Annotated in this window: 8 protein-coding genes, 10 pseudogenes and 1 riboswitch; of the genes and pseudogenes, 10 read left to right on the forward strand and 8 right to left on the reverse strand. The window is 60.9% G+C overall.

Annotated features, from left to right (window positions below):
• Positions 1–7: 7 nt before the first annotated feature.
• The 3 pseudogenes from AB7M16_RS24685 to AB7M16_RS24695 all read right to left on the reverse strand — a co-directional run.
• A pseudogene (locus tag AB7M16_RS24685) lies at positions 8–538 on the reverse strand (integrase core domain-containing protein); the annotation flags it as partial.
• Positions 539–1,030: 492 nt separating this feature from the next.
• Positions 1,031–1,511: pseudogene (locus tag AB7M16_RS24690) on the reverse strand (transposase); the annotation flags it as partial.
• A 52-nt stretch (positions 1,512–1,563) separates the two neighbouring features.
• A pseudogene (locus tag AB7M16_RS24695) lies at positions 1,564–2,284 on the reverse strand (transposase); the annotation flags it as partial.
• 52 nt (positions 2,285–2,336) lie between these two features.
• Here AB7M16_RS24695 and AB7M16_RS24700 point away from each other — a divergent pair.
• Together AB7M16_RS24700 and tnpC (AB7M16_RS24705) are read left to right on the forward strand one after the other, a co-directional pair.
• Positions 2,337–2,552: pseudogene (locus AB7M16_RS24700) on the forward strand (transposase); the annotation flags it as partial.
• Between the two features lie 334 nt (positions 2,553–2,886).
• Positions 2,887–4,191, forward strand: a pseudogene (gene tnpC / locus AB7M16_RS24705) (IS66 family transposase); the annotation flags it as partial.
• A gap of 13 nt (positions 4,192–4,204) precedes the next feature.
• On the opposite strand, the pseudogene AB7M16_RS24710 reads toward tnpC (AB7M16_RS24705), so the two are convergent.
• A pseudogene (locus AB7M16_RS24710) lies at positions 4,205–4,743 on the reverse strand (transposase); the annotation flags it as partial.
• A gap of 229 nt (positions 4,744–4,972) precedes the next feature.
• Here AB7M16_RS24710 and AB7M16_RS24715 point away from each other — a divergent pair.
• From AB7M16_RS24715 to tnpC (AB7M16_RS24740), 6 genes and pseudogenes are all read left to right on the forward strand, one after another.
• Entirely contained in the window at positions 4,973–5,323 is a 351-nt protein-coding gene (locus AB7M16_RS24715) for a GNAT family N-acetyltransferase (RefSeq protein ID WP_225115007.1), read from the forward strand.
• 256 nt (positions 5,324–5,579) lie between these two features.
• Positions 5,580–5,912: pseudogene (locus AB7M16_RS24720) on the forward strand (transposase); the annotation flags it as partial.
• A 124-nt stretch (positions 5,913–6,036) separates the two neighbouring features.
• Positions 6,037–6,195: riboswitch (cobalamin riboswitch) on the forward strand.
• A gap of 306 nt (positions 6,196–6,501) precedes the next feature.
• A complete protein-coding gene (locus AB7M16_RS24725) occupies positions 6,502–8,244 on the forward strand; it encodes a ribonucleoside-diphosphate reductase subunit alpha (RefSeq protein ID WP_245334299.1) in 1,743 nt (580 codons plus the stop codon).
• The gene (locus AB7M16_RS24730) at positions 8,235–9,308 is read left to right on the forward strand and encodes a ribonucleotide-diphosphate reductase subunit beta (RefSeq protein ID WP_453945411.1); all 1,074 of its coding nucleotides are present in this window, start codon (positions 8,235–8,237) and stop codon (positions 9,306–9,308) included. The genes AB7M16_RS24725 and AB7M16_RS24730 overlap by 10 nt, the downstream gene beginning before the upstream one ends.
• Before the next feature lie 762 nt (positions 9,309–10,070).
• Positions 10,071–10,508: an IS66 family insertion sequence element accessory protein TnpB gene (gene tnpB, locus AB7M16_RS24735; protein ID WP_453945412.1), complete on the forward strand. Its 438-nt coding sequence runs from the start codon at positions 10,071–10,073 to the stop codon at positions 10,506–10,508.
• A pseudogene (tnpC, locus tag AB7M16_RS24740) lies at positions 10,477–12,014 on the forward strand (IS66 family transposase). Before tnpB ends, tnpC (AB7M16_RS24740) begins: the two are co-directional and overlap by 32 nt.
• Before the next feature lie 526 nt (positions 12,015–12,540).
• On the opposite strand, the gene AB7M16_RS24745 reads toward tnpC (AB7M16_RS24740), so the two are convergent.
• Positions 12,541–13,074 (reverse strand): acetoacetate decarboxylase family protein, encoded by a 534-nt coding sequence (locus tag AB7M16_RS24745; protein ID WP_225115009.1) that lies wholly within the window; start codon positions 13,072–13,074, stop codon positions 12,541–12,543.
• A 635-nt stretch (positions 13,075–13,709) separates the two neighbouring features.
• On the reverse strand, positions 13,710–14,096 hold the full coding sequence (locus AB7M16_RS24750) for a hypothetical protein (RefSeq protein ID WP_124163956.1): 387 nt from the start codon (positions 14,094–14,096) through the stop codon (positions 13,710–13,712).
• A gap of 213 nt (positions 14,097–14,309) precedes the next feature.
• On the opposite strand from AB7M16_RS24750, the gene AB7M16_RS24755 reads away from it, so the two are divergent.
• Complete coding sequence (locus AB7M16_RS24755; protein WP_370140868.1) at positions 14,310–14,531, forward strand: hypothetical protein; 222 nt, start codon at positions 14,310–14,312, stop codon at positions 14,529–14,531.
• Positions 14,532–14,915: 384 nt separating this feature from the next.
• Positions 14,916–16,094: pseudogene (locus tag AB7M16_RS24760) on the forward strand (IS3 family transposase).
• A gap of 19 nt (positions 16,095–16,113) precedes the next feature.
• On the opposite strand, the pseudogene AB7M16_RS24765 reads toward AB7M16_RS24760, so the two are convergent.
• Together AB7M16_RS24765 and AB7M16_RS24770 are read right to left on the reverse strand one after the other, a co-directional pair.
• Positions 16,114–16,383, reverse strand: a pseudogene (locus tag AB7M16_RS24765) (DDE-type integrase/transposase/recombinase); the annotation flags it as partial.
• Positions 16,384–17,353: 970 nt separating this feature from the next.
• Complete coding sequence (locus AB7M16_RS24770; protein ID WP_199752523.1) at positions 17,354–17,986, reverse strand: SDR family NAD(P)-dependent oxidoreductase; 633 nt, start codon at positions 17,984–17,986, stop codon at positions 17,354–17,356.
• Between the last annotated feature and the right edge of the window lie 26 nt (positions 17,987–18,012).

Consider the following 18,012-nt stretch of genomic DNA (forward strand, 5'->3'; position numbering starts at 1 on the left):
CAGATGGGTGTTCTGATGCGCAGTTGTAATCGGCCCGCCAGCATCCGCGTGCGACGCGAGCCTGGGCCAGCGACGTGAACAGCGTCTCGTTCAGTTGATCCCGCAGCGGGCCGTTGAAGCTCTCGATAAAGGCATTCTGCATGGGCTTGCCCGGCCCAATGTAGTGCCATGCGACGCGCCTCTGATCCGCCCCGGTCAGGATGGCGGTGCTGGTCAGTTCGGTGCCGGTGTCGCTGACCACCGTCTTGGGCTTGCCGCGCTCGATCACCAGCCGGTCCAGTTCCCGCGCCACGCGGATGCCGGAGAGCGAGGTATCGGCGACCAGCGCCAGGCACTCGCGGGTGCAGTCATCCACGACGGTGAGGATACGGAAGCGGCGGCCGCAGGTCAGCTGACCCGACACGAAATCGAGCGACCGGCGGTCGTTCGGCGCCATCGGCACCGTCATTGGCGCCCGGGTCCCGATCGCCCGTTTGCGGCCGCCACGCCGCCGCACCGCCAGCCTCTCTTCCAGGTAGAGCCGGAACAGCTTCTTGTGGCGCCGCTGGGTTTCCTGCCAGCCGATCTTGTCCCGCACGAGGGCGTTGAAGACCCGGCGCCGTTCTGCGGATCGAAGTCCGGGAGTTCCGGGAGGGTGCCGCCCTCGGTTCTGGCCCTCCGGCTTGTCGATCTGGGTCTCGGTGTTGTCGTCGTCCTTGCGAACGGTGGCGCCGTCCTGCCCGACGCCACGGCTGCGGCGTGACCCTGTACTTAGGCATGGCCCCCAGGATCGTATCCACCGAAGGGCTCGGGCACTCACGCAGACATTCGACCGGGACATAGGGTTCGAGGACACCATCAGGTCCGTCAAGATGGGCCTACTCTCGGCCCACAGGAAGCAGAGGCTGGCTGCGATGATCCACATGAACATCAGTGGTAACCTGTCGGGTGGAACACGAGGGCGTAGTCCAGCCCATCGTTGAAGCGATAGGCCCGGCTGGGCTTATTCATTGAGTGGTCTCTCCTTTGGTTGGTGGCGCTCTTGCCCCAGTTGACCCTCCCGCTTGAGCAGCACATGCAGGCGTCGATAGCCGAAGCGGCGGCGCTCCTGGGCGATTGCCCGCATGCGCTGGCGAGGGCCGGCTTCGTCCGCCCGAGTCGTTTGGTATCTCATGGTCATGCGGCAGCAGCCGATGGCTTTACACGCCCGCCGTTCGCTCATCCCGTGGGCGCCTCGGTGACAGCTTTCCGCGTGGCCGCGGGCGTCACCATTTCTTTCCCACGAGGTCCTTCAAGGCCGCGTTGTCCAGCATGGCATCGGCGAAAAGGCGCTTCAGCCGTGTGTTCTCGTCCTCCAGGGTCTTCAGCCGCTTGGCCTCCGACACCTCCATTCCACCGAACTTCGCCTTCCATTTGTAGATGCTGGCGTCGCTGACGCCATGCTTGCGGCACAGATCGGCGACCGACACGCCGGCCTCATGCTCCTTCAAAATCCCGATGATCTGCTCTTCCGAAAAGCGGCTGCGCTTCATGCTCTGGTCCTTGTTGTGAGCCAGAACGAACTTCAAACTGGATTAAGCCCGGCAAGGTCTCCCCTTCGTTCGTTTGTCCAGTCGTGACTGCGACGTCCAGAATAACGCCGACCTTGTTATCGACGGCAGCGTGCTGCTTGTAAGCGGACTCCAGCCGCCGGTTTCGGGCATTGGTGGCCCATTGTCGCATCCAGATCGGTGGTGCAGATCTTCTTTTGCCGCTTTGCCGGCCCTTCCTCTCAGCCTCGCTTTCATCTTCGCTTTGATTCTCACTCAGCACATCCACCACATGCCTGCTCGGTGAGGCTGTCCCAACTCACGTTGGCGCGGATCAGCGACGCATCGATATGAACCACTTCGGCTTTGCGATCTTGGCCTTCAGACAGGCCTCGACAGTCCGTTTAAAGATCCTACGGAATCGCTCTTATTCCCAGCGCTGGCGGATGCGCGTCAGGCTGGAATGGTGCGGTAGCTACTCGTGCAGGCCATAACCAGCAAACCAGCGAATCGCGATGTTGACCTAAGCCTCCCGCATCAGCCTGCGATCGTGTACATGCCGGTGAGCAGAACCGCCAGCATCAGGCGTACCGCGCCTTCCGGATCCATGCCTGGCCGACCTTCGTTCGCGCAATAGCAGACGGAGACCTCTTTCTTAGCCAAGATAGGTCGAGCACACGATCGACCCGCGGCAGCACGTGCTCATCTGGGACGAGCTGTTTGAGCGAGCCAGTGATGAAGAGCTCCAACCGATCCCGCTCCTTGCGCCCCAGCATCTCGTTTGCTCCGCCGATCGCGAATCGCCGACGAAAACGGAATCAGCCAATTGCAGCTTTCCGACGACCCCGCGTGCACTTCATACGCAACGCGCTGGCGCATGCCGGCAAGAGCGGACGACGCGTCGCCTCCACGTTCATCGCCACTGCCTGCGCCCAGGACGATGCCGAGGCGGCGCGGGCGCAGTGGCGGCGCGTCGCCGACCAGCTCCGCCCCAAGCTGCCGAAGCTCGCCACCTTCCTCGACGAGTTGCCGCCGAACGTGGTGACCACACGCCCTCAGCTACACCACGCCAGGGGAGTACGTCATGCCAAGCTGATGATTGCTTGTGGGTGCAAGTCCCATCCGGCCAAAGCCGAAGCAGGCAAGCCGGGACCGAGTCTTGCGGGCGTCGCGGCAACGCGGGGTTCGAAGTGTAGACAGGAGCCATGCGGGGTGCGGGAATGAGCCTCGAAAGGTGGATGTGCGCGGAGACCTGTGTTCCCTAGTCACGAAGGCAGCATGAGCATCGTCGTTATGCGAGACGATGCCGCTCCGTCGGGGTCGATGGCCGCATCACGCATGGAAGGCAATCATCGGAACATGAGAGGCCCGACCAGCTCCGGAAGGCCGGGCGGAGCGCGCACGCAAGCGCCGCAACAATCGCGGAGCGCTAGCGGCGCATCTGCCGCGGATCGAGGTCGTCGTCGACATCAACGACAAGACCTGTCCGTGCTGCAGGGGCGACCTGCACCAGATCGGCGAGGACAGGAGCGAGCGGCTGGACATGGTGCCGGCCCAGTTCCGCGTTGTCGTCACCCGGCGTCCCAAATACGCCAGTCGCGCTTGCGAGGATGGCGTCCTGCAGGCCGAGGCTCCGGCCCGGCTGATCGAGGGCGGACCGCCGACGGAGGCAACCGTCGCCCAGGTTCTGGTGTCCAAATATGCCGATCATCTGCCGCTCTACCGGCAGGCCCAGATCTATGCCCGACAGGGCATCGCTCTCGATCGATCGACACTGGCGGACTGGGTGGGGCATGCCGCCTTCCATCTGCGCCCGCTGCATGAGCGCCTTCTCACGGTGCTTCGCGCGAGGTCCAAGCTGTTCGCCGACGAGACGACGGTGCCGGTGCTCGATCCCGGTCGAGGGCGCACCAAGACCGGCCAGCTCTGGGCCCATGCCGCCGACGACAGGCCCTGGCGCGGCCCCGATCCGCCCGGCATCGCCTATGTCTATGCACCCGACCGCAAGGCCGAGCGGCTGTTCAGCCATCTTGCCGGCTTCAAGGGCGTCGTGCAGGTCGATGGCTACAACGCCTACCCAAAGCTTGCCGAACGTGGCGAGGTCGAGCTCGCCTTCTGCTGGGTGCACATGCGGCGCAACTTCTACGAACTCGCGAGAGCCGGCCCCGCGCCGATCGCAAGCGAGGCGCTGAAGCACATTGCAGCATTCTATGCGATCGAGAAGGAGATCCGCGGTCGCAGCGCGGAGGAACGTCGCCTCGTGCGGCAGCAGAAGAGCCGACCACTGGCCGATGCCTTCGAGGTATGGCTGCGCGCTAAGCTGGCTCTCATCAGCCAGAAGATCAAGCTCGCCGAGGCCATCCGCTACGCCCTCTCGCGCTGGCAAGGACTGACGCGCTTCATCGATGACGGCCGCATCGAACTCGACAACAACACCGTCGAACGATCAATCCGTAGCATCAAGCTCAGTCGCAAGAACGCGCTGTTTGCCGGATCCGACGGCGGTGCCGAACACTGGGCTGTCGTCGCGTCCCTGGTCGAGACTTGCAAGCTCAACGACCACGATCCGCTCGCGTATCTCACCGACGTCCTGACCAGGATCGTCAACGGGCATCCCAACCGCGAGATCGACCAGCTACTGCCCTGCGCCTACCGCGCTCAAGCCCTCCAAGCCGTGGCCTGAGAACGACGCTTACGGAAAGGGTGACGATTTCAATCGTCCATTGGCCCAGATCAGCAATGGCATCGAGCAACTTTGGACCACGATAGACACGATCGGCGAAGATGTGACGCAGGTTGGGAACAGGCGACCAATGATCCGCAACAGCGGGACTGCAAATCCGCTTGGGCCTCCACTTTCCGTGGTCTTCACGCTTTGACTGTCGATAACTCCGGCCGTTGGAGTGGGTTTGCGTCCTTGCCGTTCGCGCATGCGCCGGACCAGAGTGTCATTGATCGCGCCCCACAAGCCAGAACCGCGCCACTTATAAAAATGGTACTGAACAGTCGAGCACGGCGGGAAATCCTTCGGCAGCGCTCGCCATTGGTAGCCGCTGGCTCCAATGTAGAGAATCGCATTCATGATCACGCGCAGACTGATCTTGCGGGGACGACCGCGTCGAGATCGCGCTGGCATCAACGGCTCGATCAATTCCCATTCCGCGTCCGTCATGTCGCTTGCATAACCAAGTCCATCGCGCCGATATTGTGCGCGGGTGATTTCAGTCCAACACATGTTGTTCTCCCTCGGGTCTTCGCAAACACGAAGGAATCACAACGAACTAAATCACTCAACTTTCTTTTTTGGTCAGGCTCTATGGCACAGCTTACGTCGCGGGAGAGATTCGTGGCGCGGCCCTGTGGCTGCATCCCAACGGGCAGCAAGATGAGGAGGCGTTGGATGCAATCATGGTCTATCCCTGCGCCCGGAGATCACGGAGGATATGGCACACTTGCGGCGGAGAATGGCCGAACATCATCCCCACGAGCCACATTGGTATCTGCCACTCATTCCCGTCGGTCCGAACTGGGTCGGAAAAGGGCTTGGTACGTTGCTGACGAAATACGCCCTTCAACGATGCGATGAGGACGGCATTGCTGCCAACCTCGAAAGCTCGAACCCTGAAAACATTCCCTTTTACCAACGTCACGGCTTCAAGGTCGTTGGTGAGATACAACACGGTTCCTCGCCGCCGCTCACGCCAATGTTGCGAACGGCTTCATTCCGACACAGCAAAGCCACGCCGCCTTATCGGCTCCGTCACCCAGATTCAAGCATAGCTCCGCCTCATCCCGTTAGGATTGATTGGCAATAACCTGACATGACCGCGTTCGGTTGAGGACGGCTTATGTTCGAGGCCAGACAACTGAGCACGTGCGGCGGCTCGCCCGGCCTGCGAAGGGGTCAAATCCACTAAGCGTGGGACATTGCCACGGGCGGCTGCATCGATTGCGGTCGCGCTCCAGACAATTTTGATCTAAGGGCCACAGAAAGCGATGAATGGCGAGACGCGTATGGCAACCGAAACCCGATCCGGCCCAACTCAATTCGCGGACCGCGAACCGATCGATGCCAACATTCAGGATGTCCATGGTGCTGCTCCCCTGTTGCAGAATTTGCGAGGCCGCGGCTTGAGCACATCTTTGCCGATCGGATCTATCGCGGCAAACAGCTCGTCAAGCACTCTCCCACTGGGGGCCGTGGACGATCGAGATCGTCGAGCGACCGCCCCGCGTCCAAGGCTTCCACTCCCGCCCAGGCGCAGGGCCGTCGAGCGCACCTTTGCACGGCTCGGCAGATGTCCGCGCCTCTGCAAAGACTTCGAAGGTTCCGCCCCCGCCGAGCTCGCTTGGCTGCTCGTCGGCCATCTCAGGCTCCTAACTCGCCGATTGGCCAGTCCTTGAGACGCTATGCTTTTTGAGTGAGGCCCTTCAGGACAGGCGCTCGGCGAATTTCGAACCTCGACCTCGGGGCTGCACCAACTCGTTAACTTTACGGTTCCGTCTTGACGAGTCCCGTAGCTGCGCATATATGTGGTGCCGTCACGGTATTCTATACCCATATATTGTAGAATGGAAGCTAGAAGGGAACCCAATGCGTCGGCAGCGGCCATTGCGATAGCGCCGGGAAGGCCGACAGCCGCAGCGACCCGCTAGCCAGGAGATCTGCCGCGACAGAAACACATGTCCTCGGGCCGGGTGCCCCGGTGGATCGCTTGCTGCAGGGGACATTTGCCCGGTCTCCTCGCAAATCGTCCGCACGGTCCCGGCCCCAAATATCGCGGGGGTGCCGGTGTCGCCGTCTTACAACTTCGATCAGTATGGTCATCTCATTGAGCTGCCGAGTGTGCGGCAACCCCGGGCGCAGGCAAAGCCTACCAAGCCTGAGCCGTGTCTTGTGCGGCCCCCAGCATCGCCGGCTCCCCTGCCGAAGCCCCTGGCGCCATCGCCCACGCCGTCTGACATCACCCTCGATTGGTCGCGGGACGACCTGGTGACGTCGTTCGGTAAGTTGACGCTGACCGACCGTTATCTGCTTCCCGGCGAAGGCATCCAGGACATGTTCGCCCGAGTGTCTTGCGCCTTCGCGGACGATGTTGCGCATGCCCAACGTCTATATGATGCGATGTCTCGGCTGTGGTTCATGCCGGCCACACCGGTGCTCTCCAATGGCGGCACCACGCGCGGCCTTCCGATCTCGTGCTTCCTTAACTCAGTGCCGGACTCGCTCGAAGGCATCGTCGGCACCTGGAACGAGAACGTCTGGCTTGCTTCCAACGGCGGCGGCATCGGCACCTACTGGGGCAATGTTCGCTCGATCGGCGAGGAGGCGAGGGGCGGCGTGACCTCGGGCATCATCCCGTTCATCCACGTCATGGACGGCCTCACCCTGGCGATCAGCCAGGGCTCGTTGCGGCGCGGCTCGGCGGCGGTCTATCTCGATATCCACCATCCCGAGATCGAGGAGTTCCTCGAGATCCGCAAGGCGTCTGGCGACTTCAACCGCAAGAGCCTCAACCTGCATCACGGCATCAACGTCACCGACGAGTTCATGCGTGCCGTAGGTGCCGGCACCGCAGTCGCTCTGCGCAGCCCGAACACTAACAAGGTTGTCCGCGAGATCGATGCCCGCCAGCTGTGGCAACGCATCCTTGAGAACCGGCTGCAAACCGGCGAGCCTTATCTCTTGTTCATCGACACCGTGAACCGCGCGCTCCCCAAGCACCAGCGCGAGCTAGGCCTCAAGGTCTCGACCTCCAACCTGTGCAGCGAGATTACCCTGCCGACCGGCATCGATCATCGCGGCGAGGAGCGCACAGCGGTGTGCTGCCTGTCGTCGCTCAACCTCGAGACCTGGGACCAGTGGAATAAGGAGCCCGGCTTCATCGAGGACGTCATGTGCTTCCTAGACAACGTGCTCACCCATTTCATCACGGTGGCGCCGGACGGAATGAAGCGTGCCCGCTACGCCGCCCTGCGCGAGCGCTCCGTTGGCCTCGGCGTCATGGGCTTCCACTCGTTTCTCCAGGCCAAGGGCATTCCAATGGAGGGTGCCGTGGCCAAGTCATTCAATCTGAACATCTTCCGAAAACTTCGTCGCGATGCCGATGCGGCATCCGTGGCGCTCGCTCGCGAGCGTGGCCCGTGCCCGGATGCCCTGGAACGCGGCGTGATGGCGCGCTTCAGCCACAAGATCGCGATTGCGCCGACCGCCTCGATCAGCATCATCTGCGGCGGCACCAGCGCCTGCACCGAGCCGATTCCGGCCAACATCTACATCCACAAGACGCTATCCGGCGCCATCTCGGTGCGCAATCCGCACCTCGCCAAGGTGCTGGCCGCGAAAGGCGCCGACACCTCGGCGACCTGGCAGTCGATCATCGCGCACGAGGGGTCGGTCGCCCATCTCGACGTCCTGTCGGAGCACGAGAAAGCGATCTTTCGCACCGCCTTCGAGATCGACCAGCGCTGGATCGTCGAGCTTGCCGCCGACCGCGCCGCGTTGATTTGCCAGAGCCAGTCGATCAACCTCTATCTGCCGGCCGACGTCGATAAGTGGGACCTCCACATGCTGCACTGGACAGCGTGGAAGCGTGGGGTGAAGAGCCTCTACTACTGTCGATCAAAGTCGATCTCGCGCGCGGCGTTCGCCGGCAAGATTGCCGAGGATGCAACGCCGACGCAGCAGCGGGGGCGGCAGCGCACCGACTATGAGGAGTGCCTCGCATGTCAGTGATCGATCTGTCGCGCCTCGATCCGCGCACGTTGATCGGCAAGGGGCGCGTCGGGCTCCTTGACACGACCGGCAGCTATGACGTCGATCGCTATGCCTGGGCTTACGAGTTCTGGAAGCGCCAGCAGCAGACCCACTGGATGGGCGAGGAGGTGCCGCTCGGCACCGACCTCAGGGACTGGGCGTCGGATCGCGTCACGGCCAGCGAGCGTGCGCTGCTTACCCAGATTTTCCGCTTTTTCACTCAATCGGACATCGAAGTCGGCGACAACTATTTCAAGCGGTACATTCCGATCTTCCAGCCACTCACCGTCCAGATGATGATGGCCGCTTTCACTAACATGGAGACGGTTCATATCGATGCCTATGCCCTGCTGCTCAAGACGCTCGGTATGCCCAAGACCGAGTTCGAGGCATTCCGCGGCTATGCGCAGATGCGCGCCAAGGCGGACTACATGCATGAGTTCGGCGTCGACAGCGTGGCGGATGTCGCCCGCACCCTGGCGATGTTCGGCGCCTTCACCGAAGGCATGGCCTTGTTCGCCAGCTTCGCCATGCTGCTGAACTTCCCACGCCACAACAAGATGAACGGCATGGGACAGATCGTAAGCTGGTCAGTGCGCGACGAGAGTCTCCACTGCGAGGGCATCATCAAGCTATTTCACGAATGGCACCGCGAAACCGGCGCGGTGACGCGCTCCGTCCGCGACGACATTGTCGACGTCGCCAAGACCATGGTGAAGCTGGAGGAGAACTTCGTCGAGCTCGCCTTCGGCCTTGGCAAGATCGAGGGCATGCTGCCCGAGCATATCCACGCCTACGTCCGCTACGTCGCCGACTGGCGACTGACCCAACTCCGGATTGCCCCGGTCTTCGGCTTCTTCGAGGCGAAGGAGGGCGGGTTCACCCAGCTCAAGGCGCATCCGCTGCCGTGGCTCGTCGAGATTCTCAATGGCGTCGAGCACGCCAATTTCTTCGAGCAGCGCGCCACGGAGTACTCCAAGGCGGCGAGCCGCGGCAGCTGGGACGGCGAAGACGGGGTGTGGGCGACTTTCGGCCGTATCTAGCCCATCTTATTCATGCTAGCGTTGGCCTTGAGCGCCTGCCGACGCGGGTGCGCGCATGTCACGCAATGCTAACGGCGCAGACGCTGTTTTCTGCACTAATCCCAATTCTCCGGTGCCACGATCGCCAAGAGACTACATGCAGCGTGCGGTATGAAGGCATGACTTCATGGGACCTGTTGGTGTTGACTTTGCAATAGAGAGCCCATTTTGAACGCGTGCCGCCCGATACCCGAAGAACAAAAGCAGCGTCACATGACTGACCGATCCGAGTGCTGGGCTACAGGAGCAAACGCTATGCCAAACCAGCCAGCTTGCCGGCCACCCTTCTCGACGTTTCGGTCCCGCGCTGCGATTCAGCGCTTTACCAAGGACCGTGTCGTACCGGCCTGGCATTTGCAGAGCAAAGAACGCCTCCGGTTTGATGTAATCGTCCGCGTTCCATATGATTGAAGCTGTCGCCGAGCGTCTTGAGGGGGCGCCGCGACAGCTTCGCCGGCGCTGGTCGGACGAGTTCACGCGCAAGTTGTGGCAGAGGCGCAGGAGCCTGGCGCGAGTGTATCGGGGATCGCCCATCTCTTCGTCTGGCGTCGCGATGCTCGGGCGAACGAACCTACCTTCGCGGCCTTCGAGTCGCGAAGTCGCGGTGGCGTGCATGTCAGAGGCAGTGATCGAGATTGCCTCCATTGGCGAGGTGATCGTGCGCGCCGGCGTGGACGCCGACGAGGCGCAGCTGCAGCGGGTGATCCGGGCGGTCCGTTCGGCATGATCCCCTCCGGCGTGAAGGTGTTCCTGGCCAGCCATCCAGTTGACTTCCGCAAGGGTACCGATGGCCTTGTTGCGCTGGTGCGCGATGCCGGCTCAGATCCGTTCGACGGGGCGCTTTATGTGTTCCGGGCGAAAAGGGCTGACCGAATCAAGATCGTATGGTGGCATAGCTCTGGCGTGTGCCTCTATTTGAAACGCCTTGAAAAAGCGAAGTTCTGCTGGCCGCGGAATCGGGCATCATCGGATACAGATAAATCCGCGCAGTTGATGGCCCTGGTGGACGGGATGGATGGGGAAGCGGGTCCGGGCTGTGGCGGTCACGCCGGCGGTAAGCGCTGCGACGAAGTGAATCAACGCCTGAAAGGACGAGAGAACCGGAGCAATAGGTGCTCTGGTCGGGGCAATGCCCCCGCCCGATCTCGACCTCCCGAATGACGTAGAGATGCTAAAGGCCATGGTGCTTGCCATGGCCAAAAAAGCGGCGCCTGCGATGCAATGGAGAGCGAGATCGACGATCTCAAGGCGCGCAACGCCGATGCGCGCATCGCGCGGCTGACGCAGATCCTAAAGGCCTTTGACCGCCCCCGGTTCGACCGACGATCGGAAAAGCTCGGCTCGGCGAGTATCGATGACGAACAGCAGGCTTTTGCCTTCGAGGAGATCGAGACCGGCATTGCTGCGATCAGGACACAGGTCAATAAGGGCCGCGAGCGGGGCGGGTGGCAAACGCGCACCTCGTCGGCGCAAGGGCTTTGCATCGCATCTGGAACGGATCGGGGTTGTCATCGAGCCGGAAGCGTTAGCTGAGCATGCCGGCAAGCAGAAGGTGCTCATCGGCGAGGACGTGTCGAAGCGTCTGGATGTGGAGCCGGCGAAGTTCCCCGTCATCGTCACACGCCGTCCCAAGTATGCCTTCAAGAACGAGGACAGCGTGATCCAGGCGCCGGGCCCAGATCGCCGTCTCCAGTACGTCGATGGCCAACCGCTCTACCGGCAGGAAGCCATCTATGCCCGCGATCAGGTCGAACTTGACAGCCAGCTGGTGGCGCAATGGATGGGCAAGCTCGGCTTCAAGCTGGAGATCGTGGCCGACTACATCTTCAGCGAGGTAAAAAAGGCCGGACGGATCTGTGCCGACGAGACCACCTTGCCGACGCTCGCTCCGGCTCCGGATCGACGAAGACGACCTGCTTATGGGGCTATGCCCGAGATGATGGAACCTTTGCTGGCAGCGCCCCCCGATCGTGGCGTATCGCTTCGAAGACAGCCGCTCCGGCGAACGTGCGGCCCGGCATCTCAATGGTTATCGCGGCATCCCTGCAGGCTGGTGGATACGCCGCCTATACCAAGTTGGCGCGACCCGATCGCGGAATGATCGGCATCACCTTGGCCGGCTGCTGGTCACACAGCAGGCCCCAAGTTCTATGAGCTGCATGCTGCAGGAAGCTCGAAAGTGGCAACGACGACAGTCGAACGGATGGCAAAGCTCTGGCAGGTTGAGAAGACCGTGCGCGGCCAAAGCCCCGACGCACGCGTTGCCGCGCGCCAGCAAGCCTCCGGGGCGGTCGTCGCAGGTCTCTTCGATCTCTGGCAGCACACCTTGCGGCGGATCTCCGGGAAATCAAAGCTGGCCGAGGCAATCCGCTATGCCGTCTCACGTGGCTCCCTCTTCGAACGCTTCCTCACCGACGGCCACATTGAGCTGGACTCCAACATCGTCGAGCGCGCCATCACGCCACAGACAATTACAAGAAAAATAGCCTCTTCGCGGGCAGCGGCGGCGGCGGACAACCTGGGGGACCATCGCAACACTGCTGCATAGGGCGAGAATGAACAACGTCGATCCGTTCGCTTGGCTCGTCCTAAACACTTCACCGTATCACCAATGGCTGGCCGAGTAGCGAAATCGACGCGCTCATGCCATGGAACCATGCCGCGTGACGGCCGCAGCTTGCCGCTTACACCCCGACGGCTGCAATTGAACATTGAACTTGCATCGAAGCATATCACACATTTCTACAGCTAGAAGAAGGTTGGACTGTCACGAAGGCTTGGCCGGCATGTGCGAGCCGATCCGCGCCCAGCAATCGGCCGAGCGACGGAGGCGATGGGCTTGTCGCTTCACGATGGCGCGCCAGTCAGACCTGCGCAGATGCGTGGGCAAAAGCCTTGCGATGGGACATTCGCCGGAGCAGATCGCCGGCGGCTGGTGCTGAAGCATGGTCGCGCCATCATCAGCCATGAGTCAATCTATCGTTTCATCTAACGTCGGACGGCCCAGAACGATTACTGGTACCCCTGCTGCCACGTCACAAGAAAATACGAGGGCACCCCCGGCAGAGACCTGGATAAAACTTAGGGCAAGGTCACCAGGACTTCTAACTGGATAAGTTGAGGCAAACTCATTCCTCATTCTGTTAGCCTGAATTGATCTCCCGACAAGACACCGATGGCCTGGAGTCTAGAGTCATACTCCTCGCACGTGCCGAGCAGAGTATCCGCGACTGACAAATTGTGCACGGGATCGATGAGTGGGGGGTCGTAAGTTAGGGAAACCGGGCCAGTAGAAAGTACTTCGTCGCCCCGTTCGGTCTCGTCGGAACCTTTGGTCCGTACACCATTTCACGAGTTGCGTTGCGGCTCCCTTTCCGGACTCTGTTAAGGGGGGCAGATGGGGAACCGAATAGAAGTTCGTCCGGGTAGAATACATCTGTCCCGCACCGGAGCGTTGATTTGGTTGAGCATGGATGGTTAGCAGACGCTTGCCAGCCGGACGTTCGAGCGTGCCCTGAATTAGACCGTCTTCCCATGTCATTCTGATGTGCCAGCTTTTTGGAGAGCCAAGGACCTCCCGCCCCGAAGCGAGCGCTGCATCATGCGTTGTCACATAGATGTAGGGAATGTAGTAGCCGGTCTGCCCGCCAAGATCGCGAACTTGGATTCCTGAGTAGTGCTCTAAATACGGTCCGACTGTGCTTAAGCCATAGCACGCTATGCCCACCGCACCGCACCCGACGGGCCGATCACCGGCTCGCCTTCAGAGCCTGGACGATCGACGCAATCATCGTCGGGTCCGCACCACGGCCGGCCCGGATCGTGATGCCCTCAACTTCGATCTCGATGACTATCCCCCCTGGCTTGCAGCGTACCGCTTTGCGCTCACGCGCCCAAGAGCTGGCGCCGGCACTACGGCATCCACCACCGCCGGCACAAACTGTACTTCTTTTGCTTCGGAATGACCGCCCGGTGCTTCTCGCAACTGACGGCGCCTGCCAAACAACTGCTGCGGCGACAATCCAAGCCGTCGCAGACCGAGTCGCCACTCGCTGCGATCTCCGCAAAACTCCGAGCCTTGTCCTCGTCGCTCCACTTCCGCCGAAGGCCCGCTCCGGTTGAAGATCTCGAGGCGCCGCACCGGCTCCGTGATAGCAGTATGCACTGTGTCCATTCTAAGCCTAACGGTCCAAAACGAACCGCAGGCTCGCAGATCACCCCGTCATTCGGTAGATGGCCCCTGAACGGCCCCTTACGGCCGCTCGATGCGCCCTGGAGTTATGGTCGGAGCTTTTTTTGACGCAAAGCCTGTTTAGAGCTACAAAAGGTTTTTAGGTGCGGGTCTACAAGCAAACGGCTGATCTATGGTCCTTCGATTCGGGCATACGTTTCGATGATGTGGTTGGCAGTAAGCGAGTAGTCTTGCGTTCTGGCCCCAGCAATAGCCAACAGACGACGGCATGAAGGAAGTGTTAAGCGAGAGCTAATATTAAACCGCGGGTACATCCCTCGAATTCGTGGGTGCAATTCGGCTGCAACGCGTACATCAGACGATGCAACGAACCTACCGCCCCAAATTTCAATGATCTCCTTTAAAGGGTGTCCCGCTCTCAACTTCTTCTTTGTTGTTATTTGCGCGTCCAGCCATTGATAGGCAATCCGGACGCTATCATCATCCTCGTGGAGACAATTGTCATCTTGATAGTTGACGCGAGTTTTTGCGTTGGCAATTTCAGCTGCTGTGAGCATGTTGAAAGCTCCTCTGATACGACTTTCTGTACGGCCGCGAAGCGTCCTTGCGAATTTAGCCTCCGCACTGGTCCGTGAGTTACTATCATGTCTGGTAGTTGGAGCGCTTACTCGCCAATTCCATTCACCTACTTCTGACGTTCTCGCTCACGGCGCTTGATCGATCCGATTCCCGGGATTGGTCTCATAACGGCCCCGGCTCTCGCCGCGACCGTGCCGGACGCGACCATCTTCCGCTCCGCGCGGGAGTTCGCGGCCTGGCTTGGCCGGAGGCCTAAGCGGAATTCCACCGCCGGGAACGGACGGGCTAGATCGGATTACGAAACAGGGCGATTCCTATCTCAGGTACTTGCTAGACATCGGAACACGCAAGGTCGTTCGGTATCCAAAGGGCTGGTCCTGGGCCGGACGTGGCTGTATCGAAGCCCTGCTTGAACGGCAGCGGCCCATGGTCCTTGCCATCGCGTTGCCATCAAGTTGGCCACGGATGGTGTGAGGGCAAATGACAGCATGATGGACACCGGCGGAGCTGGACATCGAGCAAGCCCGAAGAGCTTTAGGCGCAACAAGCGCGACCCGTTGATGAGACCTCGATCCGCGATCTCCATCCAGGGCCAGCGGCCATCGCATCGGTCGCACTAACACGCTATATCCATGCACGCACCCGGCCAGTATCCAAAGTGCTGCTGAAATCCCTTGCATCAGCGGGGCTGCCTATACCTAAAGCTCTCGATGAAAGCGTTCTGCAAGGGCTTTGACCTTGCCCCCGGGGCTTAATCCAGTTTGAAGTTCGTTCTGGCCCACAACGAGGACCAGAGCATGAAGCGTAGCGGCTTTACGGAAGAGCAGATTATCGGGATCTTGAAGGAGCACGAGGCCGGGGTGTCGGTCGCCGATCTATGCCGCAAGCACGGCGTGAGCGACGCCAGCATCTACAAATGGAAGGCCAAGTACGGCGGGATGGACGTCTCCGAGGCCAAGCGGCTGAGGACGCTGGAGGACGAGAACACGAAGCTGAAGCGGCTCCTGGCTGACGCCATGCTGGACAATGCGGCGTTGAAGGACCTTTTGGGAAAGAAGTGGTGACGCCCGCGGCCAAGCGGAAGGCTGTCGCGCATCTCGTGGATGCCCACGGGATGAGCGAACGGCGGGCGTGTAAAGCCATAGGCTGCTGCCGCATGACCATGAGATATCGGACGACCCGAGCGGATGATGCCGGCGTTCGCCAGCGCATGAAGGCGATCGCCCAGGAGCGCCGCCGCTTCGGCTATCGGCGCCTGCATGTTCTGCTCAAGCGGGAGGGCTTTGCGATCAACCACAAGAAGCTATTCCGGCTGTACCGGGAAGAGAAGTTGGTGGTGCGCCGCCGTGGCGGCCGCAAGCGGGCGATCGGGACCCGGGCGCTGATGACGGTGCCGATGGCACCGAACGACCGCTGGTCACTGGACTTCGTCTCCGATCAGCTCACGGATGGCCGCCGCTTCCGCATCTTGACCGTGGTCGATGACTGTACCCGCGAGTGCTTGGCGCTGGTGGCCGATACCTCGCTCTCCGGGGCCCGGGTGGCGCGGGAGTTGGATCGGCTGGTCATGGAGCGCGGCAAGCCAAAGATGGTGGTCAGCGACAACGGCACCGAACTTACCAGCAACGCCATCCTGACCTGGGCCGATCGGAGCCGCGTCGCCTGGCATTATATCGCTCCGGGCAAGCCCATGCAGAATGGCTTCATCGAAAGCTTCAACGGTCGGCTCCGGGATGAATTGCTGAACGAGACGCTGTTCACGTCGCTGGCTCAGACCCGCGTCGTGGCTCGCCGATTATAACTACACACGACCGCACTCACAGCTCGGATGGAAGACACCCTCCGAGTTCGCCTTCACCTGCCACCCGCGCCGGGATCTGGCGCTGCGCTATGCCGATGGCTCCGCGCCAGCTCCCGTCGCTACCACCGCCCAACTGGGCAAATCCAATGGCTTGAGCGAACTCAGAACTGGATAAAATCTGGGGGCAAGGTCAGCTTGCCTCGCGCGAGGTAGTGCCAAGCGACGCGGCTCTGATCCGCCCACGTCAGAACGGCATTGCTGGCGAGTTGAGTGCCGTTTTTGCTGACCACCGTGTTAGGCTTGCCGCGCTCGGTGATCAGGCGGCTCCAGTTCCCGTGTCACGCGGGTGCCCGAGAGCGAGGTATCGGCCACCAGCGCCAGACACTCGCGGGTGCTATGGTCGACCACGGTCAGAATGCGGAGCGACGGCCGTCGGTGATCTGATCTGACACGAAGTCGCGCGAGACGATTTTTGGGGGCCGTCGCGCCATCGTCTGGGCCCTGGCGACGAGGTCTTTCCCGCGACGCGACATCAGCCGTGCTGGGTGGTAAAACTGAATATGCGATAGCCTTACAGCAGCTGCCAGAGCACCGCTTTGTGATCGAAGGTGAAGATGGGATGGCGCATGAATGACATTTTGCGCGCAGCGGCACCGCGCGATTTGGTACTCCTCGATTCCACGTCGCGCGCTACTTGTGAGAACAACGACTCTTCAAAGCTGGCTTGACGCGCGCCTTGTTCGTCCACGACTGACCGAGTTCATACTCTTGCCATGGCCGGCGATTACGTAGCGGCGCGTCTTGCGGTAAACTATGCGTTCGATTGCCCAACTCGCCATCGTTCCTCACGGTAGCACCACGACTTGATCCGAACCGCGTTGCCGCGCCCTCTCTACTGCCGCCCTGCGCGCCCTGGGGAACATCAATGGAATCTCCGTCCTGAACTCATAGTCTTTCGCCGAAATACTGGGCGATATGATCCGGAAGCGCCAATAGCGGCGCCCCCTTGGCTTCTTCCCGTACTCGCGCTCCCACCGCGAAGTGTCAATCCGCACATCACTCATGTTGGTGCTGATAGCCTCAAAGATTACAACCTTTCCCAGCGGCCTGCTCCAGGGCGTCAACTCATTCGGCTGGTCGGCAAGCTCAAGCACCTGCGTTCCGCAAAGCTGCCCCGCGCACCGTTGCGGTCTGGGCCGCAATCGCACACCCACTCGACGCCTTCACCTCCGACAATGTGCCGATTACCTCAGAGCTTCAGGCTATCGAACTTAATGCCATTACTCCTTATTGCGGTCGAGCCATCATCGCATGACGATGAGCCTTTTCTTCCTCAGACAGCACCTTGTTCAGACGTGTAGCCTCTCGGGTGGCTTCATCGCCCCCCTATCACGCAGGTTTCGCCAGTAAGGAGGGCGTGATAGCCTTGGCGTGCTACAAGGGCCGGATCGTTCTTCCAGTTATTGTCAGCAAATGCTGTCGATCCCATGCCGGCCTTAGCATGGAATGCCGTTGCGGTGGCTCCCGGCTGCAAGATGGTGATCCCGACATTCGTGCCAACCAGTTCTTCGCGCAGGCTGTGGCCGAAGGACGACAGGAATGCCTTCGAGGGACCGTAAACTGTCTCATAAGCGTAGGCGTAGTGGCGGAGAGCGAGCTGACAAACAGAAACTTCCCACCCCCGCTCTTGATCATGCCTGGCAGTAGGGCATAAATCAAACGGACCGGGGAGATGACGTCCAAACTAATCAGATCCAAATGCCGTTCCAGCGGAATTTCAAGAAATGCGCCACCGATGGAAATCCCTGCGTTTAGCACCGCAATCTTCAATGGCCGCTCAGTATCCCATACTACTTTGATGACAACTTCGTTGCCCTCCGCCGTAGTCAGATCGGAGCTGAAAGCAATCACCTCAGCGCCGAGCGACCGGAGTTCACTAGCCGCGTGCTGAACACGATCACTGAAACCTGAGATTACCAGATCGTGACCGTCCTTAGCCAGAAGTAGGGCCAGTTCAAGCCCGATGCCGGATGATCCGCCGGTTACAAGAGCAAGCGGTTTTGTCATTCAATTTCCTTTGTCTTGGAAGGCGA

It is taken from the genome of Bradyrhizobium sp. USDA 372, assembly GCF_053629095.1.

Excerpts from the sequence above, each read along its gene's own strand:
- AB7M16_RS24730 (WP_453945411.1), top strand. The coding sequence starts at position 8,235 with ATGTCAGTGATCGATCTGTCGCGCCTCGATCCGCGCACGTTGATCGGC.
- AB7M16_RS24770 (WP_199752523.1), bottom strand. The coding sequence starts at position 17,986 with ATGACAAAACCGCTTGCTCTTGTAACCGGCGGATCATCCGGCATCGGG.
- AB7M16_RS24750 (WP_124163956.1), bottom strand. The coding sequence starts at position 14,096 with ATGCTCACAGCAGCTGAAATTGCCAACGCAAAAACTCGCGTCAACTAT.
- tnpB (WP_453945412.1), top strand. The coding sequence starts at position 10,071 with ATGATCCCCTCCGGCGTGAAGGTGTTCCTGGCCAGCCATCCAGTTGAC.
- AB7M16_RS24715 (WP_225115007.1), top strand. The coding sequence starts at position 4,973 with ATGGCCGAACATCATCCCCACGAGCCACATTGGTATCTGCCACTCATT.